This is a genomic window from Rhodococcus sp. C1, assembly GCF_020809065.1.
GTDB classification, from domain to species: domain Bacteria; phylum Actinomycetota; class Actinomycetes; order Mycobacteriales; family Mycobacteriaceae; genus Rhodococcus_F; species Rhodococcus_F qingshengii.
In genome coordinates this window covers 187,041-212,838 of record NZ_CP078080.1, presented here as the reverse complement: position 1 = coordinate 212,838, position 25,798 = coordinate 187,041, and the positions used below count along the sequence as shown (strand labels likewise).

Sequence of the window (25,798 nt, the reverse complement as noted above, 5' to 3'; positions counted from 1 at the left end):
TGCTCGGATCCGGTTTTGAAGGATTCCGTTCACGGCCGTCATCGGCCCTGAAGTTCGCTCGCAAGTAACTACAACCGAGGAGTAATCCCTTGCCACACCGTCGACCGAAGCCCTCGCTCGTACTCGGGGCTGTAGCCGCAGTGGCTGTCGCAAGTCCTTTTGCGGTCTACGGCTTCACGAGCACTACGTCCGATGTACGTTCCGCGAACGAGACGACGTCAGTAGCAGTGCCGACCCAGATCGCAGAGGTGCTCCTCGCGTCGGTGCCCGACATCATCATTCCGGTCAAGGAGCTGACCGGTCTCGATCTCCCCGACATCAACCTCGGTGATCTGAGAAACCTCAAGCTCCCGACCGAAATCCCGCTACCTCCAGGGATCACGCTGCCGACCGAGCTGTTCCCGGCACCCGCTGCTCCCGGCGCCCCGACCGAAACCGCTCCGGTTCCTTCCGAGGAAGAGCCAGGTGCCGTGGTCAAGGAAGTCACCCGCGACACTCCGTTCAGCATGGTCGCGTTGACCTCGGACACCATCGCCTCGGCGCAGTCCAAGGTCCGCGCCCTGGCCGAAGACGGCACCTGGGGCCCGTGGTTCACCCCTGACGCCATCGACTCCGCCAGCTCGGATCAGGCCACCAACTCCGGTACCGCCACCGAACCGGTCTTCGTCGGCGCCACCAAGTCCATCCAGATCCTCACGCCGCAGGGTGCCCCTGCTCCCGCAGCCGAGGTTGCGCCGGCCCCGACTCCGGAAGCTGCCCCCGCGCCCGCTCCGGAAGCTGCCCCCGCTGAAGCACCCGCAGCCACCGGCGAACTCGGGTACACACCCGCTTCGGTGTCCAAGCCGCTTCGCCAGGTGACGACGGCAGCAGATGCCGTCACCGCCGTGTTGATCGACCCGGGCGCCAGCGAGGCAGACAGCAATCTGCAGGCCGTCGCAGCGCCGCTCGGCGGCAGCGGACCGTCCGTCATCACCCGTGCTCAGTGGGGAGCAGACGAGTCACTTCGCTGCGACTCCCCCACCTACGACGACTTCATCGGTGGCGCGACCGTTCACCACACCGCAGGTAGCAACAACTACACGAAGGCCGAATCGGCCGGCATCGTCCGCTCGATCTACGCCTACCACGCACAGACGCTCGGCTGGTGCGACGTCGGATACAACGTCCTCGTCGACAAGTACGGTCAGACCTTCGAAGGCCGCGCAGGCGGACTCGACAAGGCAGTTCAGGGTGCACACGCGGGTGGATTCAACGAGAACACCACCGGTATCGCGATGATGGGCGACTACTCCACCGTCGAGCCTTCGCAGGCGACGCTCAACGCCGTCGGCAAGTTCCTCGGTTGGAAGCTCGGCATGGCCGGACTCGATCCCAAGGGCCGAACGACGATGTACTCCGAGGGCACCGAGTTCACGCCGTACCCGCAGGGCGCAGCAGTCGATCTGCCGATCATCTTCGCCCACCGCGACGTCGGAAACACCGCGTGCCCGGGTGATGCCGCATACGCGCACATGAACGACATCCGGAACATCGCGGCCGCGAACATCGGGGGAACGTTGAACCCCTCGAACCCTTCCAATCCGTCGACGCCTGCGCCCAAGCCGACCACTCCGGTCGACACGGTCACCGGTGGCACCGGTTCGTCGATCCCGGATCTGGTCACCCAGATTCTGCAGATCACCGACAATTCACCGCTCGCGCAGAAGTGGATCGCCGAAGGTGGCGAGATCGGACGCCTCGGCCAGGCACTGTCCGGAATTCTGCAGGCGAAGCTCGGCAACCAGGGTGCGCTGTTCCAGAACGGCGCTGTCTACACCTCGCCGAACGGCGGAGTGTTCACCGTGCTCGGCGAGATCTTCAAGTCGTGGCAGAGTTTCGGTTCCGACGCGGGTGAACTGGGATTGCCGATCTCGGACGAGTACTCGATCCCGGACGGCCTGCGCAGTGACTTCGAGAACGGTTCGCTGATCTTCAACCAGATCACCGGCATGGTCACGAAGGTCCTCAAGACCTACAACGAGACCTTTGCCCAGGAAATGGCCAACAGCGCGCCTGTCGGCTGACACTCGAGCAGTACACGTCCTCGGGCGCTGGTGGGTTCTACGACCACCAGCGCTCGAGGACTTTTGCGACCCCGTGCGCCGAATTGGTGTCGGTGACCTCGTCGGCTGCGGCTTTGGCTTCGGGGTGAGCGTTGCCCATGGCAACGCCGAGGCGTGCCATCCCCAGCATCGGGATGTCGTTGGGCATGTCCCCGAAGGCAACCAGACCCGACAGGTCGAAGCCGAACCTCTCCGCGGCAGCAACCAGGCCCGACGCCTTCGTGATTCCCGGCGCCGAGAGTTCGATCAGTCCGTTCTCGGTGGAGTACGTCATGTCGGCGAGCGCACCGACGTGCGGAGCGAGCGTGTCGTACATCGCCGTGCTGGTCATGCCTGGACGGCGAATCAGGAGTTTGACGGCCGGCGCCGCAAGCACTTCGTCCTCGGACATCTCGGTGTTGTCCGGGTTGAGCCAGGCGTGTTCGTAATCTGGTGAGCTGACGAACTGTGGGGTGGCGGCGTCATGTGCGCTCTCCCCCACTCGTTCCGCGGCCAAACCTGCGCCCGGGAGTGCAACCAGTGCCAGCTCGGAGAGTTCGGTGAGTGCGTCGACCGACAAGGTCGCGGCGCTGAGGACGCGGTCGGCGTAGCTGTCGTAGACAACGGCACCGTTTGCGCAGACGGCGAGTGGCGCGTATCCCAAGCCCTCGACGACGGGCGAAATCCATCGCGGAGGACGCCCGGTTGCCAGCAGGAACGGCGTGCCGGATTCGACGACGGCATGCACGGCGGCGCGGGTGCGGGCACTGACCAACTCGTCGTGATCGATGAGGGTGCCGTCGACATCGGTCGCAACCAAGGTTGGGCGGTCAGGGCTGATACGACGGTCTGGGCTCACACCGCCATTGTGCCTGCCCGGTACGACGGTCTCGCTCAGCGCGCCCGCTTCGCGCGTTCCTGTGCGTCCATGGCCGCAGCTTCCTCCGGCGTCGGTGCGCCACCGCCGAGTCGGCGCGGCACCCAGTACGCCCCGGGCTCGTGCACGAACCCGTCCTGCACGTGGCGCAGGATTGCATCCATCTCGATGCGCAGAATCTCGCTCAACGCTTCGGCGGGCTCGACCGGATCGATCGGTGCACCCACCTCCACCGAGATCGGGAAATGATTGCGGCCCAGATTTTTCGGTCCGCCCTTGGTGACGATCCGCTGGGCGCCCCAGACGATCAGCGGAATTATCGGAACGCCGGCGTCGATGGCCATCCGAGCTGCTCCGGATTTCATTTCCTTGATCTCGAAGCTCCGGCTGATCGTCGCCTCCGGGTAGACGCCCACCAGTTCGCCCCGTTTCAGGGCGTCGACTCCGGCTCGATACGCCTGCGCTCCGGCGGAGCGGTCCACTTCGATGACGCCGCATCCACGCATGAGGAAGCCGAGGACCTTGTTGTCCGCCAGCTCAGCCTTGGCCATCACTCTGAGCTTGCGTTTCGCGGTGCCGACCGCCAGGGCCGCCGGTATGAAATCGAGGTAACTCGTGTGGTTGATCGCGATGACGGCACCGCCGGACACCGGGACGTGCTCCGTCCCGGTGCGGGTGACTTTCACGCCCTGGAAACCGCTCAGACCACGCGCGACTACCTCGACAGCGGTGTAAACGGGTTCGAAGGACATCGGTCAGCCTTCGGACTTCCGCGCCTCGCGAGCCTTGGCTTTCGCCTCAGCCTCGTCGGCATCCATCTTGTCGGCCTGCTCGAGCGTCGGCGCGCTGCCACCGAGGCGGGCCGGCACCCAGTACTCGCCGGCGGGATGGTCGTAGCTCTTCTGCAGATCGAGCAGCAACTCCTGCATCGTCGACCGCAGCTTCGCCGTCAGCTCACTCGCCGGCTCGAAAGGTGCAATCGGCTCGCCGACGGCAATGGAGATGGGAGTGTTGGTGCGGCCCAAACGCTTCGGATAACCCTTCGTCCACACGCGCTGAGCGCCCCAGATGACGACGGGAACGATCGGGACGCCCGCCTCGATCGCCATGCGGGCGGCGCCGGACTTGAATTCCTTGATCTCGAAGCTCCGACTGATCGTGGCTTCGGGGTACACGCCCACCAATTCGCCGCGCTTCAGGAAATCTACGGCCGCCTTGTAGGAGTCGGCGCCCGCGCCGCGGTCGACCGGGATGTGCTTGAGGGCCCGCATGATCGGTCCGGAGATCTTGTTGTCGAAGACCTCTTTCTTGGCCATGAACCGGATGTAGCGCTTCGGGGTCCGTGCCGGCAGTCCCGCATACGTGAAGTCCATGTACCCGGTGTGGTTGATCGCGATCACGGCGCCACCGGACGCCGGGATGTTCTGCTCTCCCTTGACGGAGAACTTCAGGCCCTCGAAAGCGAAGACGGTACGGGCGATGCCGATGACTGTTCTGTAAACGGGATCCACAGTTCGCTAGCGTAGACGGGAATCCGTGATCTGACCCGCAGCAGTTCTGGGGTGGATGTTGGTCAGAATGTCGCAAAAGGGGCGTACGAACGAATGAAGTCGGCAGGACGAGCGGCAGTGGGGGCAGTCGCACTCGCCATGACGTTGGCGATAACCGCATGTGAGGACGACGGACGGACGGGAATCCTGACGGACGAACCGTCTCCGCCGACGACTGAAACCACGACGACAACCACTCTCGCACCCACGACCACAATTGCGCCCGCTGCGCCGGTCGCGCCACCTCCGGTTGGTGACGTGCCCGGCAATCCGGCTGCTGCGCCGGCCTTGGCAGCTTGGGCAACGGACCTGGTGTCCTTGGACGTGGACGCGCTCACGAACGCATGCTGGACGATGCCGCCCACAACGATCGCCGACCGATACTCGGATGTTCCCGCCATCTTGACGGCCATCGCCGCACCAGGCGTCGACGGCCAGTACGCGGTCACCTGGAGCGGCGGCGGACTCTCCGTCGCCGCCAAGCGCTCGGAGATCGCTTCCGGCTATGCGTGCCCGTTCGTCTTCCCTGCGGGGCAATCAAACTTCTACACCGCGGCCGACGCTTCCCACGCCGTCGTCAGGTTTCTCTCACGCGCCACGGGACGGCCGGTCAATACCCGCGACGTCGAGACGTTCTATCCACTGATCTGCCCCGGCAACAGCCCGTGGGATCCGGACGGCACCGGCGCAACCGGCCAGCCGCCTCTCAAGCTCGATCCGAATCAGCTGGCCGGTATCAAGTCTTTCGACGCCGACGCTGCAACAGTCACTCCGGTTCGCGGCGACTACGTCCGTGTCACCCTGCCCGTCAGCGACGGAACCGGTAACTCGCGCTCGATGCAGTTCACCCTGTCGATCGGCCCCGAGGGATATTGCCTCGGGGCCGCGACCTGAACTGCTTCGGTCAGGAACCGAACGGAAGGAAATCGCTCGAGCCAGCGCTTCCTGAACCGAGGCTGCCCGTGCCACCGCCGGTTGCAGCCTTGATCTGAATTGCGTGGGCCGTCGAGGTGGATCCTGTGAATCCGGTTGCCCCGCTGTAGATTGCCGAAATCGAATGCGTGCCGGTTGTGGTGAAGGTATGGTTCAGCGCCGCGATCCCGTTGACCACTGCAACAGCGTCACCGATCGGAGTATCCCCATCCATGAACTGCACCGTTCCACCGTTCTGCACCGAACTGACAGTCGCCGACAGGGTCACCGACTTGTTCACCACGGCATCACCAGGCACCGTCACCACAGTCTCCGTGGTGACATCCGAAGGCGCAGGGTCCGTTACATTCACCGTCCGCGCCTGGGCCGAGGATCCGACTACACCGGCTCCTCCCGAATAGACCGCAGTGATGCTGTGCGCACCCGCAGAGGTAAACGAATGCGTCAGGCCGGCAGCGCCGGCCGTAACCGCTTCAGGACCGCCGATCGCGACGCCACCGTCGTAGAACTGCACGGTTCCGACGCCGACAGCATCATCCGACGACGTTCGGACGGTTGCCCACAAGTCGGTCGCCACACCAGTTTTGGCGTCGGTCGGGATATTCAGTTCGACGACGGATTCCTGGTCGGCAACACTGACCTGAACTGACTTCGCACTCGCAACCGAGTTCTTGAATCCGGAACCAGCGGTGAAATCCGCGGTAATGCTCTGCGCGCCAGCGGCATCGAAGGAATGTGAGAGGGTCGCGGTACCACCGGACACTGTGACCGGGGAACCGATCGCAGTGCCATTTGACTTGAACTGCACCGAACCCACAGCATTGTTCGGAGCAACCGTCGCCGTCAGATCAACAGCCGTACCCGTAACCGCCGTAGCCGGAACCGAGAGCGACGTCGTCGTCTCGACATCCACCGGAGCCGGATCCGAGACCGTCACCGTGTGAGCTGACGCCGACGAACTCACAAACCCTGCACCAGCAGTGAAGTCAGCCGTAACACTCTGAGCACCAGCAGTATCGAAGGAATGCGAGAGCGTCGCGGTGCCACCGGACACCGTCACCGGTGCACCGATTGCCGTGCCGTTCGACTTGAACTGCACCGAACCCACCGCATTGTTCGGAGCCACGGTAGCGGTCAGATCAACCGCAGTACCCGTAACCGCCGTCGCGGGAACCGAGAGCGACGTCGTGGTCACCACATCCACCGGAGCCGGATCAGAGACCGTCACCGTCTGAGCAGGCGCCGAGGAGCTGACGAAGCCTGCACCGGCGGTGAAGTCAGCCGTAACACTTTGAGCGCCAGCAGCATCGAAGGAATGGCTCAGTGTCGCAACACCCGCGGAGACTGTCACCGGCGAGCCGATCGCAGTGCCGTTCGACTTGAACTGCACCGTACCGACAGCGTTGTTCGGAGCCACCGTCGCGGTCAGATCAACCGCCGTACCCGTGATGGCAGTCGCCGGAATCGACAGCGACGTCGTCGTCACCACATCCACCGGAGCCGGATCAGACACCGTCACCGCCTGAGCCGACGCCGACGAACTCACAAACCCAGCACCAGCAGTGAAGTCAGCGGTAACACTCTGAGCACCAGCAACATCGAACGAATGCGAGAGCGTCGCAACACCACCAGTCACCGTCACCGGTGAACCGATCGCCGTGCCGTTCGACTTGAACTGCACCGTGCCGACAGCATTGTTCGGAGCAACCGTCGCCGTCAGATCAACAGCAGTACCCGTAACCGCCGTAGCCGGAACTTGAAGCGTTGTAGTCGTACTCAGCGATGAGCTCGAGATCTCGATGGTCTGAGCTTGCGCGGTCGAACCACCAAAACCTGCAGTACCTGAATAGACCGCAGTGATCGAGTGTGATCCCGTCGTGGTGAACGTGTGATCCAGGGTCGCCGCTCCGCCAGTCACCGCGATGGGTCCGCCGATGTCGATGCCACCGTCCTTGAACTGGACCGTTCCGCCGTTAGCTGCCGGTGAGATGTTTGCGGTCAGCGCGACCGAGGTCTGCTCGACGGCACTACTCGGGACTGTCAACGACGCAGTCGTCTGTACATCGGCAGCGGCCACGCTCACTGTGCGTGCTGGTGACGTGGATGTCAGAAACTCGAGAACACCGTCGTATACAGCGGTGATGGAGTGATCGCCTGCCGCGGTGAATGTATGTGGCAGTGTGGCAACGCCATTGACGACGGCCACCGGGGCGCCGATGTCAGTTCCGCCATCCTTGAACTGAACGGTGCCGCCTGTCGGTGCCGGGGAGACCTGCGCAACCAAATCGGTCGACTGACCGACCGTTGCAGCCGCGCCGGATGTCACTGTGGTCGAGGTCGCCGCCTGCGAGACGACGTTGACGGTGGCCAATGCCTGACCACCCGCATTCAACCCACCACCACTCGAATCGCGCGGAGAGCAGTTGTAGCGCTCCCAGTACCCCGGCCAAAGGGTCTCGTACTGCAAGAACGTGAACGCATTCTTCGGCGAATTGAACGCACCCGAATCACCATCTGTGGCACGCAACTTCGGCTGCACCGTACTACCCGCGGCACCGGCAACCACCGTCACGTCGATCGCGGGCAACCGGAAGGTCTTCCCTGCCCCTACCTCGATTCCACCGTCACTGTTCTTGCTCGTGCTCGGGCCGTTACCGCCCTTGTTGTTCGAGTCAGCAGTCTGATTGTTCCCCGAAATACGCAGATGCGTACCCGCGCCATCCGGCGAACCGCCGTCGTTGATCCGAATCACCGACGGAGTTACACCGGACAAATTCGACGAAGTACCTGCCACGACCTGAGCATCCACCAACGACACCCCTGCAGGTATATCGAAGTCGTACTTGAGCCGCGTCCATTTACCGACACTGCGGCCTGCATGCCCACCCGTCGGCACCGACATCACGTTCGGCTGAACCCGATAGGTGAACGTCGACCCCGCCACCACCTTCTCCGGTGCAGACACCGTCACACCCGTCGAATGAAACACATCCGCGATATCAACAGCCAGATGTTCATAACCATCGCAACCCAGCTTGAACCCGATCGAGTTCTCCACCGCGGGAGATGACGTCGGAGCTGCCGAAGCAACGCCACCTGCCACCAGCACGCCACCGACCAACGCCGCCACCACGACCGCGGAACTTCTTCTCACCAACACGAACTCTCCTCAGCTAGCAACAGACGTGGATCGGGAACCGCACGGAAGGAGGTCACTCGAACAGAGCGGAAATCGGAATGGAGCTGGACGCTCGTACAGTACCCGTCAAAAGTAGTACTTGTATCAGTTATTTCAGACAAATATTCACGAATTGCCAATAGTTCAGCTAACGACCAATCCGCGATTCCCGAAGAGCAATGCCCCCTTGCACCTATGGGCGCAAGGGGGCATCACATCATCGGAGAATCATGAACCGAACGGCAGCGACAGCGAACCGAGCGAACCGGAGCCACCACCCCCGTTACCGACGTTCACAACCGATGCAGTCGACGTGGAACCCGTGACGCCCTGGGCTCCGCTGTAGACCGCGGTGATCGAATGGTTGCCGGTCGTGGTGAAGGTGTGGCTCAGCACGGCCTGCCCACCGACAACATCAACGGCAGTTCCGATCGGAGTCGTTCCGTCGAAGAACTGGACGGTTCCCGACGTCGCGCCGGAAGAACTGACCACAGCCTTCAGCTGCACCGCCGTGCCGACCTTTGCCGAGGACGGAGCCGTCAACGACGTAGAGCTTTCGACATCCGACGGGGTCGGAACCGTGACATTGACGTCGACAGACTCCGCAGCGGACGACGTGAACACACCGGATCCACTGAATGCAGCCGAGACTGCAAAGGTGCCTTCTGCTCCGAACACGTGCGGCAGCTTGGCAACTCCGTCAACAACCGCGACCGGGGCGCCCAGATCGACTCCACCGATCTTGAACTGGACCGTTCCGCCGGACGGCACCAGGGCGTCCGAGGGATCTTCGGACACTGTCGCGAAGAGATCAACAGGCAGTCCGACCTTGGCTTCACCCTGAACACTCAGCACCGTCTTTGTCGCCTTGTCGACCGGAGCCGGATCCGACACCGTCACCGTCTGAGCAGGCGCCGACGAACTCACAAACCCAGCACCAGCGGTGAAGTCAGCGGTAACACTTTGTGCACCAGCAACATCGAACGAATGCGAGAGCGTCGCAACACCCGACGTGACTGTCACCGGTGAACCAATGGCCGTGCCGTTCGACTTGAACTGCACCGTACCGACAGCATTGTTCGGAGCAACCGTCGCCGTCAGATCAACAGCCGTACCCGTGATCGCCGTCGCCGGAACCGACAACGACGTCGTCGTCTCCACATCCACCGGAGCCGGATCCGACACCGTCACCGTCTGAGCCGACGCCGACGAGCTGACAAAGCCAGCTCCAGCGGTGAAGTCGGCCGTAACACTCTGCGCACCAGCAACATCGAACGCGTGCGACAGAGTCGCAACACCACCAGTCACCGTGACCGGGGAGCCGATTGCCGTGCCGTTCGACTTGAACTGCACCGTACCGACAGCATTGTTCGGAGCAACCGTCGCCGTCAGATCAACAGCCGTACCCGTGATCGCCGTCGCCGGAACCGAGAGTGACGTCGTGGTCTCGACATCCACTGGAGCCGGATCCGACACGGTCACCGTCTGAGCAGGCGCCGACGAGCTGACGAACCCTGCACCAGCGGTGAAGTCAGCCGTAACGCTTTGAGCGCCAGCAGCATCGAACGCGTGCGAAAGCGTCGCAACACCGCCAGTCACCGTGACCGGGGAGCCGATTGCCGTGCCGTTCGACTTGAACTGCACCGTACCGACAGCAGTATTCGGAGCCACGGTAGCGGTCAGATCAACAGCCGTACCCGTGATCGCCGTCGCCGGAACCGAGAGTGACGTCGTGGTCTCCACATCCACCGGAGCCGGATCAGAAACGGTCACCGTCTGAGCAGGCGCCGACGAACTCACAAAGCCAGCACCAGCGGTGAAATCAGCCGTAACACTCTGCGCACCAGCAGCATCGAACGCGTGCGACAGAGTCGCAACACCGCCAGTCACCGTGACCGGGGAGCCGATTGCCGTGCCGTTCGACTTGAACTGCACCGTACCGACAGCAGTATTCGGAGCAACCGTCGCCGTCAGATCAACCGCCGTACCCGTGACGGCAGTCGCCGGAACCGAGAGTGACGTCGTGGTCTCCACATCCACCGGAGCCGGATCAGAAACGGTCACCGTCTGAGCCGACGCCGACGAACTCACAAAGCCAGCACCAGCGGTGAAGTCAGCCGTAACACTCTGCGCACCAGCAGCATCGAACGCGTGCGACAGAGTCGCAACACCGCCACTCACCGTGACCGGGGAACCGATTGCAGTGCCGTTCGACTTGAACTGCACCGTACCGACAGCAGTATTCGGAGCAACCGTCGCCGTCAGATTAACCGCCGTACCCGTGACGGCAGTCGCCGGAACCGAGAGCGACGTCGTCGTCTCCACATCCACCGGAGCCGGATCAGAAACGGTCACCGTCTGAGCCGACGCCGACGAACTCACAAATCCTGCACCAGCAGTGAAATCAGCCGTAACACTCTGCGCACCAGCAGCATCGAACGCATGGCTCAATGTCGCAACACCGCCAGTCACCGTGACCGGAGTGCCGATCGCCGTGCCGTTCGACTTGAACTGCACCGTGCCGACAGCGTTGTTCGGAGCCACGGTGGCCGTCAGATCAACCGCCGTACCTGTGATGGCAGTAGCCGGAACCGAGAGTGACGTCGTGGTCTCGACATCCACCGGAGCCGAAGCAATGCTGATCGTCGCGAGTGGACCTGCACCAGCGTTGAGAGGCGTGGTGTCCTTGTTCTCGCGAGGCGAGCACCGGGTCGGAGCCCACTGTGTACCAAGGAAACTCGCCTTTGCGAGCTGAGTGCTGAAGTTTTCGCTGGCACCGAGGTTGCCGGCCGCACCCGCGGTCCTCACCTTCGGCTGGATCACTCCCGTCGCACCAGCGACCATTGTTACGTCGACTGCGGGAAGTCGGAACCACGTGTCTCCGTTGCCGTTTGTCGAGCCATCGAGGTTCTTCTTGGACTTCGGTACTCGAATTCCACCCTCCGAGTTCGTGCTCGTCGTCGGACTGTTGCCGATCACCTGGTTGTTTCCTGACAACCGCAGGATCCCGCCGCTGCCGTCGACATTGCCAGAATCGTTGACTCTGAGAACATTCGGTGCGACATTGTCGAGTCCGATGGAGGTACCTGCGACGACGGTAGCGGAAACGTACGTCGCATTGCTCGGGATGGCATAGTCGATTTTCAGACGTGACAAGTTCGTAGTAGTCGCTCCGGAGTCCTTGTCCGGATATGACGTTCCGCTCGGCTGAATTCGGTAGGTGAAAGTCTCGCCGGGCTGGACAGAAGCCGGGGCGTCGACCGTGATGAGGTTGTCGGTGACCTTGTGGACGTCTCCGATAATCGATCCGGCAACGCACGCTGTTTTGAAACCGGTGGTCGAGATAGCAGCTGACGCGGGCGTGCCGACCAGCAGCATTCCGGCGACCATGGCGGTTCCGGTTATGGGCACGGCGAATCGCCGCAACTGAGAGATTTGGGGCATGGGCACTTCCTTCGGAAGGGCAAACATGAGCAGTGGATTCGGACAAAACGTGTGCGCGCCGTCACAACATAACGAAAAAACTAGTACGTGTACTACTTTTGGCAAGACACTTGTCCAATTCACCCCGGACTCACCCTCGTATCACCAGACGCGGGATGGAAAAGCAGGGTATGGAAACTCGATTGAACGCAAAACTATCGCCAAAGCGGCCCATCGACAACGCTTTTGGTGGTCACCGCGCCAATCGGCGGGAAAAAGTTGATATTTCGTCAGTTCAGAAAAAGTTCCAAACCTACCAGTACGAAAGTACGAAAAGGGCCGCGACGGAGTCCGTCGCGGCCCTGATTGTGTTGGTTCAGCGTGTCAGCGAAGCACATCCGTGCCGACAAACGGCACCAATGCCTCGGGCACTCGCACCGAGCCGTCGGCCTGCTGATGGTTCTCGAGAATCGACACGATCCAGCGCGTCGTAGCCAAGGTGCCGTTGAGAGTGGCGGCCGTCTGCGGCTTGCCGTTCTCGTCGCGGTACCGAACTCCGAGGCGGCGGGCCTGGAACGTCGTGCAGTTGGACGTCGATGTCAGCTCGCGGTAGGTGCCCTGCGTCGGGACCCATGCCTCGCAGTCGAACTTACGCGCAGCCGAAGAACCGAGGTCTCCGCCGGCGACGTCGATCACGCGGTACGGAACGTCGATGGCCGCCAACATGTCTCGCTCCCACCCTAGGAGACGCTGGTGTTCGGCGTCGGCGTCCTCGGGACGGCAGTACGTGAACATCTCGACCTTGTCGAACTGATGAACACGGATGATGCCGCGGGTGTCCTTGCCGTAGCTTCCGGCCTCGCGGCGGAAGCACGACGACCAACCGGCGTAGCGCTTAGGGCCTTCGTTCAGTTCGAGGATCTCGCCCGAGTGGTAGCCGGCCATGGGTACCTCGGAAGTTCCGACGAGGTACAGGTCGTCATCCTGCAAGTGGTAGATCTCGTCCGAGTGAGCACCGAGGAAGCCGGTACCGGCCATGATTTCCGGGCGTACGAGCACCGGCGGAATCATCATCGTGAATCCGTTGGCGATCGCCTTCTGCGCAGCCAACTGCAGCAGTCCGAGCTGGAGCATGGCCCCGTAGCCGGTCATGAAGTAGAAGCGCGAACCCGAAACCTTGGCGCCGCGTTCCATGTCGATCAGGCCGAGCGACTCGCCCAGCTCGAGGTGATCCTTCGGCTCGAAGTCGAACTTCGGAATCTCACCGACGTGTTCGAGAACGATGTAATCGTCCTCGCCGCCGGCCGGCGCACCTTCTTGTACGACGTTGGAAATCGCGCGGTGTGCGGCGTCGAGCGCGGCCTGCGCCTCGTGCTGCGCGGCCTCGGCTTCCTTGACCTTTGCCGCCAGTTCCTTGGAACCTTCGAGCAGTGCGGGACGCTCCTCCGGAGATGCCTGTCCGACCTTCTTGCCGAAGGCCTTCTGCTCTGCACGGAGGTTGTCTCCGGTCAGAACGGCAGCGCGTCGGGACGCGTCGGCTTCGAGCAGAGCGTCGACCAGTCCTGGATCTTCTCCACGGGTGCGCTGCGACTCGCGGACGATTTCGGGGTTCTCACGGAGAAACTTGAGGTCAATCACGACTTCGAACTTTACCCACTCACTGCAGCTCTCCGACGGTCACGTCCACGTCGGAGAGGGAGAGATCACGATTCGAGCAGACTCAGGTAGTCCTCGCGTCCGAACATCCGAGCCGCGTCGACGGCAGTCGGGTGTCCACCTTTCGGGTCGGCTCCCCCGCTCACCAGCGCTTTCACCACCGCATCCTCACCCTTGAAGACCGCTCCGGCAAGGGGCGTCTGGTTCTTGTCGTTGGGCCGGTTGACGTCGGCGCCGCGCTCGATCAGGGCAACGACGGCGTCAGCGTGACCGTGGTACGCCGCCAACATGACGAGCGTGTCGCCACTCTCGTTGGTCAGATTGACGGGAACTCCGGCATCGACGTACGACGCCAGCCCGGCTGCATCACCGGTTCGTGCCATGTCGAAGAGCCGGCCCGCCAGCTCGACAGCCTCGGGATCGAGTGGGGTGTTTTCGCTCATGACTACAAAATACTCACAGACGCGATTGTGAGTTTTGTAGTGAAGGTTCGATATCGCCACGGCAACAGGCATGATGGAATCGATGTCCGAAGACAAGATCGAGAAGTCGCCAGATCCGGCCGATCCCCAGGGGACGCCGGCGAAGAAAACTGTCTCCGCGAGTCGCACCCGTCGGGTCCTGGCTGCTGTGGCGGTAGGTGCGGTGGTCGCCGCGATCGCAACGATCGCGATTTCCGGTGGATTGAACAAGGACGACTCGTCCTCGGTCAGTGTCAGTGGCGGTGGTCCCGCAGCGACGGGATCGACTCGCGACGACGCCTTCACCGCGGCTGCGGCCGGCGACTGTCTCAACTGGACGCCTGCGACCGAGTCGGGCGGAGACCGCACGGACATGTCGAAGGTTCAGTGCGGAACTGAACACCGCTTCGAGGTAGCCGGACCACTCGACCTCTCGGTGTTCCCGGGCGCCGAGTTCGGCCCCGGTTCCCGGTACCCGGGCGCCCTTCGATTCGCCGAACTACGCGACGAGCACTGCACACCCATCGTCATGTCCTACCTCGATTCGAAATTCGATCCCAAGGGCAAGTTCAGCGTCGGCTTGATGTTCCCGAGTGAATCGGGTTGGGCTTCGGGCGAGCGCGCACTGCGTTGCGGGTTGCAGTTCTCGACCACGACCGGCGAGCTACAACCGTTCGTTGGCCGCGTGGCGGACCAGGACCAGTCGAACGTGTGGGACGTCGGCACGTGCATCGGCATCAACCAGAACCTCCCCACCGATCCGGTCGATTGCGCGAAACCGCATGCATACGAGGTTATTTCGGTGATAGACCTCGGCACTCAATTCCCGGGCGCAATGCCGTCGGTCGAAGATCAGGACCGCTATCTCGAGGGCGTCTGCACTCAGGCGTCCAACGAGTACCTTGGTTCCGCAGACGCGCTTCGCGACAAGACGCTGACACTGTTCTGGGACAACATTTCACTGGAAAGCTGGTTGGCCGGCAGCCGCCGAGTCAATTGTTCGATCGGCAAAGAGGTCGAAACCGGCGGGTTTGCCGCGATCACCGGAAGCGCCAAGGGCGACATCCTGATCAACGGCGCCGCTCCGGTCCCGCCACCCGCTGCACCGGAAGGTCGGTCGTTGCCGACGCCGTTGCCCGGCGCAGCTCCGCCGTCGTAAGCCATGACGGTAACTATGACGCCCGACCGGTTCGAGGAACTGGTCGGCGAGGCGCTCGATCTGATTCCGCCCGAACTTGCCAAGGCAATCGACAATGTCGTGGTGCTTGTCGAAGCACGTGACGAGGAAGAGCCGGGGCTGCTCGGTTTGTATCAGGGCGTCGCTCTGACCGAGCGGGATTCTCATTACGGTGGGTACCTGCCGGACACGGTCACTATTTTCCGCGATTCGATACTCGACATCTGCGCATCCGAGGACGAGGTTGTTCACGAGGTTGCCGTGACCGTCATCCACGAGATCGCGCACTACTTCGGCATCGAAGAAGACAGATTGCACGAACTCGGCTGGGGCTGAGGGCAAAGTCGTCCGATTTCGGGGGGAACCAAAAGCGGGCGGTAGGCATCAAAGTATGTGCGGGGGGATATCGACGGCTGTGCGCACGGCCTCCCGACCACTTATCCGCCCTGGTCAGGAAGGAGTTCGGCACTATGCACGTCGACCCTCAAGCCCTAGTTGCCGCCGCAATGGAACTCGAGTCTGCGGCGACGCGATTGCGCGGAATCGTCTCTACTGCGCAGCCGACGCTACGCGTTCTCCCAGCGGGATCCGAAGAAGTGTCCGGTAGCGCGGCAAATTACTTCAACACCATCTCGGGCAGCCTTGCCTCGTCCACCGATCGGGCAATCGAGGAGCTCACCGCGGCTGCGGCAGCTCTGCGCAAGAATGCAGCTGCCTACGAGCTCGAAGACCAGCTCACCAAGTCCAGCCTGGCAGCCGCACCGATCTGATCGACAGAAATCGAGCTCGGTAACTCGGCAACACAGTCACACTTCCTGGGGGGAAGAACAATGGTCGGCATCACCGGCGTCATCTGGTATCCACGGGGCGCAGCACCCAACTCCGCAGCACTGGTCGCCGGAGCCGGGCCGGTCCCTCTCGGCGTGGCGGCCGGGGCCTGGTCCACCGTGTCGTCCGGACTGACCGACACCGCTGCATCAATCTCTCGCGTGATGGCGGACCTTCGCACCGGGTGGTCCGGAGAAGCAGCGGATGCCGCATTGAGCAAGTTCGCGCCGTTTCAGGAATGGGCTGCTGCTGCCGCGTTGCTCGCGGGAGAAACTGCAGGTAAGGCCCAGGTGCAGTCCGGTTCGTACACGGTTGCCACCCTCGCCATGCCGTCCCTGGCCGAGATTGCAGCAGTTCAAGCGGCCAAGGTCGCCGCGTATTCCATCGGCGGGGCGCTGGTAGGCGGAGCCGCTGCAGCCGAGGCTGCCGAAGAAGCTCTCAAAATTCGAGCGGCGGTGACAATGGAAACGTACGACGCCGCAACGGCCCATCTGGCCGTGCAGCAGAACTTCGACTCACCACCGTCCATCGCGGAACCCACAGCTGGGGCATCCGCTTCGGCCGAAAGCCCAGGCAGCGCCGCACGACAGTCCGTCGTGCAAGCGGCATCCACGCTCGCTGACGCAATCGCGGATCCCGTGCGCGCCGCCACCGCTGCTGTCGCATCCGTAGTTTCCAACCCGGTATTTGCCGCCGCTGCCTCACAGGCCGGTGCCATCTCCGGTGGAGTTGCCACCGCAGCCAGCGCCACCACCACCGCAGTCACAGGCGCCACCACTGCCGCATCAGCTCTCGCGACGGCAGGAGCAGGACTCACCGGACTGGGCGGCGCGGGACTCGGCGGCGCAAGACTCGGCGCTTCCACACCATCACTGTTCGGCACCCCGTCGGCAAGCCGGGCACCGGCACAGGTCAGCGCAGCATCCGCGACTACCGGAGCCGGAGCAATCGCGGGCTCGTCGTCGAGCAGCAGCACCGGTCGGCACGCTCTTCCTGATCCCTCCACCGGCCAGAGCGCCACGCGCCAGAACCCCGTGACCTCGCCGGTTCAGGGCACCGCGGATACCGTCAAGGTGGATCCGGCCCGAACCGCAGGCGGATCTGCGCCGATCGCCGGCGGCCGTCATGCGGCCCAATCTGAAGACGAGACCGAGCACGACACACCCGATTACCTGAAGCACTTCGAGCACTTCGCCGACGGCCGAACAGTCATCCCGTCCGTGATCGGTGGCGCACTCGAAACTGCAGAGCATTGATGGTGGACCTCGGCACCTCACCTGAGGGGTGGAATTTACCTGTCGTCGCCCTGTCACAGGACGAAATCGACTATGTACGTGAGCGACTCGGACTCGATGCGCTTCCCGTGGTTCTCGGTGGCGCGACGGTTCACGGCAGTGCGAGCGCTCACCGTACGGCGATGCAGTCCGCGGCAGATTCACTCTCCGAGCGCGATCTCCTCCCCGGCGGGGAGATCCATCACGAACTCAGTGCCCGCCTGCGCGTCCTGACCCACCCCAAGTGGGAGTTGGCGCTGCGTCGGCATGTCGGCGGAAGCATTTCACGCCTCTGCGTCGCGCAGGGCGAATTCCTTTGTGTCGAAGCGACTTCAACTGATTCTTCGTTCGCATTGCGCAGCGTCACCGCCGAAGCGACTGCACCCGTTGTCACCGCGCTCGGCAGCGCCGAAGCAATGCCGATTGCCGTGATCAACGCACCGACCGAGATGCTCAGCCTGGCATTCGGCGCCGGCCCGGATGCAGGCAGCGTAACCTCGGCCTTGATCAACGCCGGGATACCCGAAGACGACGCGCGCCAACTGGGTAGCGCAATCGTCACATGCACCGCCTTCGCCGAATTGGTCGGAATACCACACAGTTTGGGAGCGACGACGCTCATGACCGGCGCAGTGACTGTGTACGACACCTTGTCGGGTCGGCTGGTCGGTTCGACCACTCGGGCCGCCGACGGCACCGAATGGACGTCCATCAGTTCCGGAACATCCCATCGCCTCCGACAAGCCGTGAACGCGCTGGTAACCGAACTCGAGGAATCGGCGCCGGAGACTTCCGGGTAACCTCGGGGCGTCCCTTCAACGCCCGGAGCCTTACTTCAGCATGCAGTTCTCGCGTCAACCGTCGTCACCGGGCGAACAAGGCTCGGTCGCCACGATCGACCGGCCGAACGAAGAACGGGCAACAACACCGCACCGACAAGACCTGAACGGACTGCGTGGCCTCGCCATCGGTTTGGTGGTCGTGTTCCACGTGTGGTTCGGACGGGTATCGGGCGGGGTGGACGTCTTCCTGGTTCTGTCCGGATACTTCTTCGTCGGCTCACTGGTTCGACGCGCCGAAGCCGGGGGTTCACTCAACCCGGTCCCGGCACTGCGGCGGGTGTTTCTGCGGCTGTTCCCCCTGATCGCGGTGGTCAGCATTTTGACCGCACTGGGGACCGCGTTGCTGCTGCCACGCACACGCTGGGCCGATCTGGGCGATCAACTGATCGCGGTGCTCGGGTTCTTCCAGAACTGGCAGCTCGCCAGCACCGCAAGCGACTACCTGGCCGCCGACGGCTCGGTCACTCCCCTGCAGCACCTGTGGTCGATGGCCGTACAAGGTCAGTTCTATCTCCTGGCCATCGCACTGGTCTCCGTGATCGCTTATGTCGCTTCACGCGTGAATCCCAACTATTTCCGCCCGTCACTCGCGGTCACCCTTCTGGTTCTGACCGCAGGATCTTTCCTCTACGCACTCGCCAAATCTTCGCGTCACCAAGCCTGGGCGTACTACGACTCCGGCGCCAGGTTGTGGGAATTGGCCCTCGGTGGTCTGCTGGCCGTTCTGATGACCAGCACACGCAGTCGGCAGATCGCATCCCTGCCGTTCTCGGTCAGAGCAACGATCGGCTGGGCGGGGCTTTCGTCGATCCTGTTGTGCGGCATAGTGCTCGACGGCGCCCAGCAGTTCCCCGGCCCGTGGGCGCTGGTGCCGGTGCTGGCCACTCTTGCGCTGATCCTGTCCGGAGTCGGCGACGACACGCCTTGGACGTCGAAGACGCTCGCCCATCCGGCACTGACGTGGCTCGGCTCGTTCGCATTCGCGCTGTACCTGATTCACTGGCCGATTCTGGTGTTTGCACTCGTGATCACCGGACGCCCCGAAGCCGGCCTGCTCGGTGGGGCACTGATCATCGCCCTCTCCGTCGCGGGGGCGCTTGCACTCCGGCGCCTGATCGAGGTTCCGGTGGAACGTGGAGGCCGCTCGCGCCGGTACACCGTCCTGGCATGCGTCGTCACCGCTGCCGTGGTCCTCGCCGCTTCGGTCGCCTGGCAGTCGTACGCGAGCAGCCAGACGACGGGCCAGCGGGCAGTCGACACCCTCGACCTCTTGACCCATCCCGGCGCACTCGCGCTCACCGACGGTGCCGAAGTACCCAAGGCGTCGATGGTTCCCTCGATCTTCGATGCGCCACTGGACCTTCCGGCCAGTACGCTCGACGGCTGTATCGCCGATTTTCTCGAGCGGGACGTCGTCCACTGCACCTACGGCGACGCCGACGCCGACAGAACCATCGCCCTCGCAGGTGGTTCGCACTCCGAGCACTGGCTCACTGCGCTCGACGAACTCGGCAAGAGTCACGGGTTCCGCGTCGACACGTATCTGAAGATGGGCTGCCCGCTCACCATCGACTCCATGCAGACGTTGTCGGACAACGACTATCCGGATTGCGTCGACTGGTCGCGTGGAGTGCTGACCGAGTTGGCCGACGCCTCACCCGATTTCGTGTTCACGACGGCAACCAGGCCGAGTTCCGACGGCCCTGGCGACGTGACGCCCGAGTCTTACGTACACGTGTGGGAGGAACTGGGGCGCGACGGTATCGACGTACTCGCCATCCGCGATACCCCGTGGCTGCACCACGACGGCGTCGCCTACCGCGCGATCGACTGTCTGGCGACAACCACGTCACCCGATCACTGCGCGATGCCACGGTCCGAAATGCTCAGCGACGTCAATCCGGCGCCGTCGGCGATCGGCGATCTGACCAACGTCCGTCTACTCGACCTCAGCGACGGCGTCTGCGGACCGGAGTTGTGCCGCGTCGTGGAGGGAAATGTGTTGGTGTATCACGATTCCCACCACCTGACAGCCAGCTACGTGAGCACGCTGTCCGCTGAACTCGGGCGCCAACTGAGCGTCCAGACCGGTTGGTGGTGAAGCCGACCGTCAGCCCATCACGTCGTCGGCACCGGGGATGAGTCGATGCTCGAACGGCGGGTTGACGGTTCCCCAGCGCAGGCACTCCCAACCGCCGTCGACCGAAGGCAACAGTTCGACGGTCTCGGTGTTGGCCAAGTGGTTGTTGGCTGCGAACAGACCGGGGACACCGGCAAGCTGGGCTGCGACAAGACGGATCGCCGCACCATGACTGACCACGACGATGTCGCCGCCGTCTCGTGAGCCTTCGAGAAATTCTTCGCGCAACGAATTGACGACGGGGACGTACCGCTCCAGGACGTCGTATCCCGTTTCACCACCGGGGATGCGAGCGCCGAGGTTGCCGGTGTGCCAGTGATGGAACGTCTCCATGAACAGTCGGTGCGCGGCCTCGTCGGTACGATCTTCGAGGTCACCGGCCTGCACCTCGTGCAATCCGTCCCGCACATCCAGAGTGACACCGGCGGCCTGCTCCACGAAACCTGCGGTCTGCCGGGCACGCAAAGCCAACGACGATACGAGTGCCAGCGGAGGCGCCGAAGCCAGGCCGATGCCCAACGTCTCGGCCTGCGCCAACCCTTCCGGCGTGAGCTTTGCTCCGGGTAGTGCGGTGTCGAGACGTTTGGCGACATTCGCCTCCGTCTGACCGTGCCGAACGAGGATGAGCCTTCCGGTCATCGTTCTCCCCCTCCATGCTTGAGTTCGTCGATCCACCGAATCGCTTCTTCGTCCGAAGGAGGTTGTGGCCCGGTCGAATTCGCTGTCGCCCACGACCCCAGGAAGCGGACTCCGGATTTACGATGCAGCGCACGCATCGCCTCGGCCACCAGCGAGTCCTCGACGTGTCCGACGCAGTCCACGAAGAACCGGTACGTGCCCAATTCCGTTCGCATCGGCCGTGATTCGATCCGAGTCAGGTCGATACCGCGAGCGGCGAATTCGGAGAGTGCACGCACCAGGGAGCCGGGAGCGTTGTCGAGATGAAGCACCAGCGCGGTGCGATCGGCACCGGTCCGCGCCGGAACCGGGGCCGGCTTGGTGACCAACACGAAACGTGTGCGGGCGCCGCCTACATCGGCGACGTTGTCCGCCAGGCTGTCGAGTCCGAGCATCTGACCTGCCAAAGCCGTGGACACACCGGCGTCGACGGTTCCGGCCTGCACATCCAGGGCCGCACCGGCGTTGGACGACGCCAACACCACCTCGGCCTGGGGCAGGTTCTCGGCGATCCATCCGCGGACCTGCGCGCCCGCATGCGGGTACGCGCCGATCGTTCGGACCTGATCGGCGGTGGTCCCGGCCCGAACCAGGATGGAGAAACTCACGTCCAGATCGGTTTCGGCGACGATCTGCAGCGGAGAACCGAGAGCGAGTGAATCGAGCGTCGGAGCTACGCCGCCTTCCACCGAGTTCTCGAAGGGAACCACGGCTCCGTCCACGGAACCGTCGCGAACCATGTCGAGAGTCGCCGGTGGACTGCCGGCCGGTACTCGCTCGACGGTTTCGCCGAACGCGCCCTCAGCCTCCAACTGGGCGAGAGCTATCTCCGTGAAGGTTCCCGACGGACCGAAATACGCGATTCTTGGCACGCCTAAAAGATTACGCACCGACCCACGCCGGTCACTGCAAACCCGCGGCACGCAAAGCCGTTTCCACTGCAGGCAGATCCGCGACCTCGATCGTGAGCAGCACCTCACGCATGGCCGACGCGGCTTCGGGGATCAGCGCGGCAAGTTTTTCCGGCCTCGGATCGACCATCGCGGCGCGCACGTCGTCGCCGCGCAGTGCAGCGACGGTGCCACACAGCAGGGCGATCACCTCGTCGCCGTCGGCCGCGCGGGCTACGAAACCGACGGACTCGTGCGCGAGTACCGCCAGGAAATCAGCCACTTCGGTGGGCGTAAGACCGGCGGCGAGTCCGGGGATCCGGCCACCTTCGCACAGACGCAGCGCCGCTTCGGCGGGTGTCAGATCCTCTTCGCCGCCGTCGACATACACAGCGAGCGGAGCGGGCAGGCGCAGCGCGATCGCGTCGTCGATCTGGTCGGTGGTGACGTCGACGTCGAATCGGACGGCCTCGTACGACGCTTCCGTGTCCGCACGCAGTTCTTCCGGATCGATATCGAGACGGACGACAACCCGGCCTGCTGCTTCGCCACCGATCAGAACCGACGCCGGAACAACCGGGAGAAAGAGTGCTTCGAGGAGTCCGCGCGAGTTTCTCGGGGCGGGCAGCCCGAGTGAGAGAGGAATGGCCACAGACAAACCGTAACCCCGGCGCAGGCGGCGGATTCCACGCGAGTTGCGCAAAAGTCTTGCGATTCACACCGAAGCGCCTTAGGTTAGGGTTACCTCATCATCCGATGGAGTTCGAGAGAACACCCGCCAAGGGGGCAGCATGGCAACGAAGACCAGCACCGGCCCGTCCACCGCCGAACGCGTCCGCAGCGCCTGCGTGCGCGCACAAGACGCAGTTCTCGCCATCGAAGGCAGCGATCCCACCGTCACGTCGGTGCATCACCTGCGTTCGAACGGTGACGTCGTCGTTGCAGTCCCACATGCCTCCGCAGCTGCGGCCCTGGCCTGGAACTCCGGCGGCGGCGGCCTGCCTGCCGTCCTCGAGATCACCGATCACGCACCACTGCGGCTGCGTGAGCCCGTACGCTCCCTCGTGTGGCTTCGCGGCTCGTTGCACGCCGTGCCCGACTACGAGGCACGCGTTCTCGCCGACGACGTCGCATCCGAACATCCCCACCCGGGGCTCCTCGACATCGGCCACACCTCGGTCCTCCTTCGCTTGAGCCTGGCTTCGGCTGTAGTCGCTGATTCAACGGGGGCAGAACCCGTCGCCGTGGACGAACTGCTGAACGCCAGCCCCGATCCCTTCTGGGAAATGGAGACCGCATGGCTGCAGCATCTCGACGAAGACCACCGCGACCTCGTGGACCTGCTCGTGCGCAAGCTTCCCCCGTACATGCGCACCGGACGCGTTCGCCCACTCGGCATCGACCGCTACGGACTTCGCCTGCGGGTCGAGGATCACACCGGTGACCGCGACGTGTGGATGCCGTTCGCCAACCCCGTCGACGACGCTCCCGCGCTGAGCCGCGCCATCCGCATGCTGGTCGGGTGCCCTTTCCTCAACGGCCTCCGATCAGGCGGCGCATCAAACGGCTAGCGTTGCGCGGGTGAATGCCCGCGAAACCGTCCGCACGTGGTTACGGCCGCCGACTCCCGTCCCGGCCGGCCCGGAACTCGATCCGACCGCCAGACGCGGAGTCTGGATCGAGATCACCATCGTTCTGCTGGTCACGTTCGGACTCAGCGGATTGTCCGGGATCCTCTCGCTCGCCGAATCCCTGGCGACGCCGGTTGCGCTCTCGGATCAGACGGTTGCACTCAACCCGTCGCGGGCCGCCATCGACTGGATCGACCTGGCGCGCCAATTGTTGGGCGTCGCAAAGCTTCTCGCGTGGGCAGCGCTGGGACTCTATCTACTGTGGCGTTCGGGGATCGGTCCACGTGCTGCGGGACTGACCCCCAAGCCTCGATTCGGGCGCGACATAGCACCGGGATTCGGCCTCGCCGCTGTGATCGGTCTCCCCGGTCTGCTGTTCTATCTCGTGGCTCAGGCACTGAGCATCAACCTCACCGTCCAGGCCAGTGCGCTCGACGATCACTGGTGGCGGGTGCCGATCCTCGTACTGTCCGCGATCGCGAACTCCGGTGCCGAAGAGGTGCTGGTCGTCGCCTACCTGATCACTCGCCTCCGAACGCTGGGTTGGAGCGAGAACAAATCACTGCTCGCGTCGTCACTCCTGCGCGGCAGTTACCACCTCTATCAGGGATTCGGTGGCGGCGTCGGAAACGTGATCATGGGGCTCGTGTTCGGCCGGTACTGGCAGCGCACCGGGAAACTCTGGCCGCTGGTCATCGCCCACGCTCTCATCGACATGGTGGCGTTCATCGGTTACGCCCTCCTGCGCGATCACGTCTCCTGGCTGCCGTGACCGGTACCGTGAACTGGTGACCGGCGACTCCGAATATCCTCAGCGCCCTCCGCGGCGCCAGCCGCCAGGGCCACCTCCGCGTGGACCGATGCCTCCGAGGCAGAACCCTCCACGCCAGAATCCACCCCGTCAGGGCCCACCCCCGCAGCGGCGTCCACCGATGCCGCCGGAAGGGCCGACGGTCATTCGCCGCGACGGACGCCCGCAGCAGCAGAATCCGGCCAATCAGGCCTGGTCACAGGTCCCACCACAAGCGCCGCAGCAGCCCAGGCGTGAGGACTGGGCGCCGACCCAGCGCCCGCAACCGTTTCAGGACGACCCGCGCAGGCAGGGGCCGCCGCGTCAGGATCCGCAGCGCCAGGCGAAGTACGCGCCCGCACCGCCGCGCCGAACCCCGCCGAACGCCCCGCCGCGCCCTCCAGAACCTCCGAAGCAGCGACGCCCCCGCAAGCGTCGTAGCTGGGGTAAACGTATCGGCATCACGTTGTTGGTCTTGCTGCTCGCGCTGGCCGGCGCGATCTACTACGTCGACAGTTCGCTCAATCGAATCGACGCGCTGCCCGACTACGCGGGACGCGTCGCCGATACTCCGGGCACGAACTGGCTGATCGTCGGCTCCGACAGTCGTGAGGGGCTCACCCCCGAGCAGGAGCAAGCCCTTGCGACGGGCGGTGACACCGGCCCCAAGCGCACTGACACGGTCATCTTGGTCCACGTCCCCAAAAGTGGGAAGACGACCATGGTCAGCATCCCTCGCGATTCGTACGTTCCGATTCCCGGCTACGGGTCGGACAAGATCAACGCCGCCTTCGCCTTCGGTGGCGCTCCATTGCTGGTGCAGACCGTCGAAGAGGCAACGGGGCTTCGCATCGACCACTACGCCGAGATCGGATTCAGCGGGTTCGCCGGCATCGTCGACGCCGTCGGTGGCGTCAACGTGTGCCTGGCACAGCCGATCGACGATCCGCTGGCCGGGATCAACCTCCCCGCCGGATGCCAGGACTTGAAGGGTTCGGACGCACTCGGGTTCGTGCGAACTCGCGCGACGGCGCTCGCCGACCTCGACCGCATGAACAACCAGCGCCAGTTCATGTCGGCGTTGCTGTCGAAGGCGACGAGTCCGACCACGTTCCTCAATCCGTTCCGGTTGTGGCCACTCGTCTCCGATACCGCCAAATCTCTACAGGTCGACGAAGGCGATCACATCTGGAATCTGGCCTCACTCGCCTGGGCGCTTCGCGGCGGGATGACCACCACGACGGTTCCGGTCGCCGGTTTCGAGGACGTGGACGGTTCGGGCAACGTGTTGTTGTGGGACAAGGCGCGCGCTTCGCAGTTCTTCGACGCCCTGGCCAACGATCAGCAGATTCCACAGGATCTGATCACCACGGGGTAATCGCCCTGAGT

The 25,798-nt window shown here is 63.7% G+C and carries 21 protein-coding genes; 11 read left to right on the top strand and 10 right to left on the bottom strand.

The window, feature by feature from the left end; translation table 11 throughout:
- Positions 1–89 precede the first annotated feature (89 nt).
- Positions 90–2,063: an N-acetylmuramoyl-L-alanine amidase gene (locus KTR60_RS00970; RefSeq protein ID WP_208689966.1), complete on the top strand. Its 1,974-nt coding sequence runs from the start codon at positions 90–92 to the stop codon at positions 2,061–2,063.
- A 37-nt stretch (positions 2,064–2,100) separates the two neighbouring features.
- Here the strand turns inward: KTR60_RS00970 and KTR60_RS00965 are convergent, their stop codons facing one another.
- Genes KTR60_RS00965 through KTR60_RS00955 form a run of 3 tightly spaced genes read right to left on the bottom strand, consistent with a single transcriptional unit; the run spans position 2,101 to position 4,469 of the window.
- The gene (locus tag KTR60_RS00965; protein ID WP_037131235.1) at positions 2,101–2,922 is read right to left on the bottom strand and encodes a Cof-type HAD-IIB family hydrolase; all 822 of its coding nucleotides are present in this window, start codon (positions 2,920–2,922) and stop codon (positions 2,101–2,103) included.
- A 53-nt stretch (positions 2,923–2,975) separates the two neighbouring features.
- Positions 2,976–3,710, bottom strand: a complete 735-nt coding sequence (locus tag KTR60_RS00960; protein ID WP_058038054.1) for a lysophospholipid acyltransferase family protein — start codon at positions 3,708–3,710, stop codon at positions 2,976–2,978.
- Positions 3,711–3,713: 3 nt separating this feature from the next.
- Complete coding sequence (locus tag KTR60_RS00955) at positions 3,714–4,469, bottom strand: lysophospholipid acyltransferase family protein (protein WP_042921233.1); 756 nt, start codon at positions 4,467–4,469, stop codon at positions 3,714–3,716.
- A 93-nt stretch (positions 4,470–4,562) separates the two neighbouring features.
- On the opposite strand from KTR60_RS00955, the gene KTR60_RS00950 reads away from it, so the two are divergent.
- On the top strand, positions 4,563–5,402 hold the full coding sequence (locus KTR60_RS00950) for a hypothetical protein (RefSeq protein ID WP_042921235.1): 840 nt from the start codon (positions 4,563–4,565) through the stop codon (positions 5,400–5,402).
- Positions 5,403–5,412: 10 nt separating this feature from the next.
- On the opposite strand, the gene KTR60_RS00945 is transcribed toward KTR60_RS00950, so the two are convergent.
- The 4 genes from KTR60_RS00945 to KTR60_RS00930 all read right to left on the bottom strand — a co-directional run bounded on the left by KTR60_RS00945 (position 5,413) and on the right by KTR60_RS00930 (position 14,141).
- A complete protein-coding gene (locus KTR60_RS00945; protein ID WP_228401668.1) occupies positions 5,413–8,595 on the bottom strand; it encodes a beta strand repeat-containing protein in 3,183 nt (1,060 codons plus the stop codon).
- A 252-nt stretch (positions 8,596–8,847) separates the two neighbouring features.
- Entirely contained in the window at positions 8,848–12,063 is a 3,216-nt protein-coding gene (locus KTR60_RS00940; RefSeq protein WP_228401666.1) for an Ig-like domain-containing protein, read from the bottom strand.
- A gap of 363 nt (positions 12,064–12,426) precedes the next feature.
- A complete protein-coding gene (gene serS / locus KTR60_RS00935) occupies positions 12,427–13,680 on the bottom strand; it encodes a serine--tRNA ligase (protein WP_007736032.1) in 1,254 nt (417 codons plus the stop codon).
- Positions 13,681–13,745: 65 nt separating this feature from the next.
- Complete coding sequence (locus KTR60_RS00930) at positions 13,746–14,141, bottom strand: ankyrin repeat domain-containing protein (protein WP_003945404.1); 396 nt, start codon at positions 14,139–14,141, stop codon at positions 13,746–13,748.
- A 70-nt stretch (positions 14,142–14,211) separates the two neighbouring features.
- On the opposite strand from KTR60_RS00930, the gene KTR60_RS00925 reads away from it, so the two are divergent.
- The 6 genes from KTR60_RS00925 to KTR60_RS00900 all read left to right on the top strand — a co-directional run bounded on the left by KTR60_RS00925 (position 14,212) and on the right by KTR60_RS00900 (position 20,381).
- Complete coding sequence (locus KTR60_RS00925; protein ID WP_003945397.1) at positions 14,212–15,318, top strand: septum formation family protein; 1,107 nt, start codon at positions 14,212–14,214, stop codon at positions 15,316–15,318.
- 3 nt (positions 15,319–15,321) lie between these two features.
- On the top strand, positions 15,322–15,672 hold the full coding sequence (locus KTR60_RS00920) for a metallopeptidase family protein (RefSeq protein WP_007736028.1): 351 nt from the start codon (positions 15,322–15,324) through the stop codon (positions 15,670–15,672).
- Positions 15,673–15,806: 134 nt separating this feature from the next.
- Positions 15,807–16,106 (top strand): PE family protein, encoded by a 300-nt coding sequence (locus KTR60_RS00915; RefSeq protein ID WP_003945399.1) that lies wholly within the window; start codon positions 15,807–15,809, stop codon positions 16,104–16,106.
- A gap of 60 nt (positions 16,107–16,166) precedes the next feature.
- Positions 16,167–17,420 (top strand): PPE domain-containing protein, encoded by a 1,254-nt coding sequence (locus KTR60_RS00910; RefSeq protein ID WP_030535831.1) that lies wholly within the window; start codon positions 16,167–16,169, stop codon positions 17,418–17,420.
- Positions 17,420–18,238: an ESX secretion-associated protein EspG gene (locus KTR60_RS00905; protein WP_065351768.1), complete on the top strand. Its 819-nt coding sequence runs from the start codon at positions 17,420–17,422 to the stop codon at positions 18,236–18,238. The genes KTR60_RS00910 and KTR60_RS00905 overlap by 1 nt, the downstream gene beginning before the upstream one ends.
- A 40-nt stretch (positions 18,239–18,278) precedes the next feature.
- Positions 18,279–20,381, top strand: a complete 2,103-nt coding sequence (locus KTR60_RS00900) for an acyltransferase family protein (protein WP_065351767.1) — start codon at positions 18,279–18,281, stop codon at positions 20,379–20,381.
- A 9-nt stretch (positions 20,382–20,390) separates the two neighbouring features.
- On the opposite strand, the gene KTR60_RS00895 is transcribed toward KTR60_RS00900, so the two are convergent.
- From KTR60_RS00895 to KTR60_RS00885, 3 genes are read right to left on the bottom strand one after another with little or no spacing between them, the layout of a single operon-like run.
- A complete protein-coding gene (locus tag KTR60_RS00895; RefSeq protein ID WP_058038060.1) occupies positions 20,391–21,059 on the bottom strand; it encodes a histidine phosphatase family protein in 669 nt (222 codons plus the stop codon).
- Positions 21,056–21,970 carry a prephenate dehydratase gene (gene pheA / locus KTR60_RS00890; RefSeq protein WP_003945402.1) on the bottom strand — a complete coding sequence of 305 codons (915 nt, stop codon included), beginning with the start codon at positions 21,968–21,970 and terminating at the stop codon, positions 21,056–21,058. The genes KTR60_RS00895 and pheA overlap by 4 nt, the downstream gene beginning before the upstream one ends.
- Before the next feature lie 31 nt (positions 21,971–22,001).
- Entirely contained in the window at positions 22,002–22,640 is a 639-nt protein-coding gene (locus KTR60_RS00885; protein ID WP_065351766.1) for a hypothetical protein, read from the bottom strand.
- A 139-nt stretch (positions 22,641–22,779) separates the two neighbouring features.
- On the opposite strand from KTR60_RS00885, the gene KTR60_RS00880 reads away from it, so the two are divergent.
- The 3 genes from KTR60_RS00880 (at position 22,780) to KTR60_RS00870 (ending at position 25,787) form a co-directional block, all read left to right on the top strand.
- Complete coding sequence (locus KTR60_RS00880) at positions 22,780–23,559, top strand: DUF2470 domain-containing protein (RefSeq protein ID WP_003945406.1); 780 nt, start codon at positions 22,780–22,782, stop codon at positions 23,557–23,559.
- A 10-nt stretch (positions 23,560–23,569) separates the two neighbouring features.
- Positions 23,570–24,391 carry a CPBP family intramembrane glutamic endopeptidase gene (locus tag KTR60_RS00875; protein WP_030535834.1) on the top strand — a complete coding sequence of 274 codons (822 nt, stop codon included), beginning with the start codon at positions 23,570–23,572 and terminating at the stop codon, positions 24,389–24,391.
- A 160-nt stretch (positions 24,392–24,551) separates the two neighbouring features.
- Positions 24,552–25,787, top strand: a complete 1,236-nt coding sequence (locus tag KTR60_RS00870; protein WP_007736010.1) for an LCP family protein — start codon at positions 24,552–24,554, stop codon at positions 25,785–25,787.
- The last annotated feature ends 11 nt before the right edge of the window (positions 25,788–25,798 follow it).

Excerpts from the sequence above, each read along its gene's own strand:
- KTR60_RS00905 (WP_065351768.1), top strand. The coding sequence starts at position 17,420 with ATGGTGGACCTCGGCACCTCACCTGAGGGGTGGAATTTACCTGTCGTC.
- KTR60_RS00920 (WP_007736028.1), top strand. The coding sequence starts at position 15,322 with ATGACGGTAACTATGACGCCCGACCGGTTCGAGGAACTGGTCGGCGAG.
- KTR60_RS00925 (WP_003945397.1), top strand. The coding sequence starts at position 14,212 with ATGATGGAATCGATGTCCGAAGACAAGATCGAGAAGTCGCCAGATCCG.
- KTR60_RS00940 (WP_228401666.1), bottom strand. The coding sequence starts at position 12,063 with ATGCCCCAAATCTCTCAGTTGCGGCGATTCGCCGTGCCCATAACCGGA.
- KTR60_RS00960 (WP_058038054.1), bottom strand. The coding sequence starts at position 3,710 with ATGTCCTTCGAACCCGTTTACACCGCTGTCGAGGTAGTCGCGCGTGGT.
- KTR60_RS00870 (WP_007736010.1), top strand. The coding sequence starts at position 24,552 with ATGCCGCCGGAAGGGCCGACGGTCATTCGCCGCGACGGACGCCCGCAG.
- KTR60_RS00880 (WP_003945406.1), top strand. The coding sequence starts at position 22,780 with ATGGCAACGAAGACCAGCACCGGCCCGTCCACCGCCGAACGCGTCCGC.
- KTR60_RS00910 (WP_030535831.1), top strand. The coding sequence starts at position 16,167 with ATGGTCGGCATCACCGGCGTCATCTGGTATCCACGGGGCGCAGCACCC.
- KTR60_RS00930 (WP_003945404.1), bottom strand. The coding sequence starts at position 14,141 with ATGAGCGAAAACACCCCACTCGATCCCGAGGCTGTCGAGCTGGCGGGC.
- KTR60_RS00895 (WP_058038060.1), bottom strand. The coding sequence starts at position 21,059 with ATGACCGGAAGGCTCATCCTCGTTCGGCACGGTCAGACGGAGGCGAAT.
- KTR60_RS00900 (WP_065351767.1), top strand. The coding sequence starts at position 18,279 with ATGCAGTTCTCGCGTCAACCGTCGTCACCGGGCGAACAAGGCTCGGTC.
- KTR60_RS00915 (WP_003945399.1), top strand. The coding sequence starts at position 15,807 with ATGCACGTCGACCCTCAAGCCCTAGTTGCCGCCGCAATGGAACTCGAG.
- KTR60_RS00950 (WP_042921235.1), top strand. The coding sequence starts at position 4,563 with ATGAAGTCGGCAGGACGAGCGGCAGTGGGGGCAGTCGCACTCGCCATG.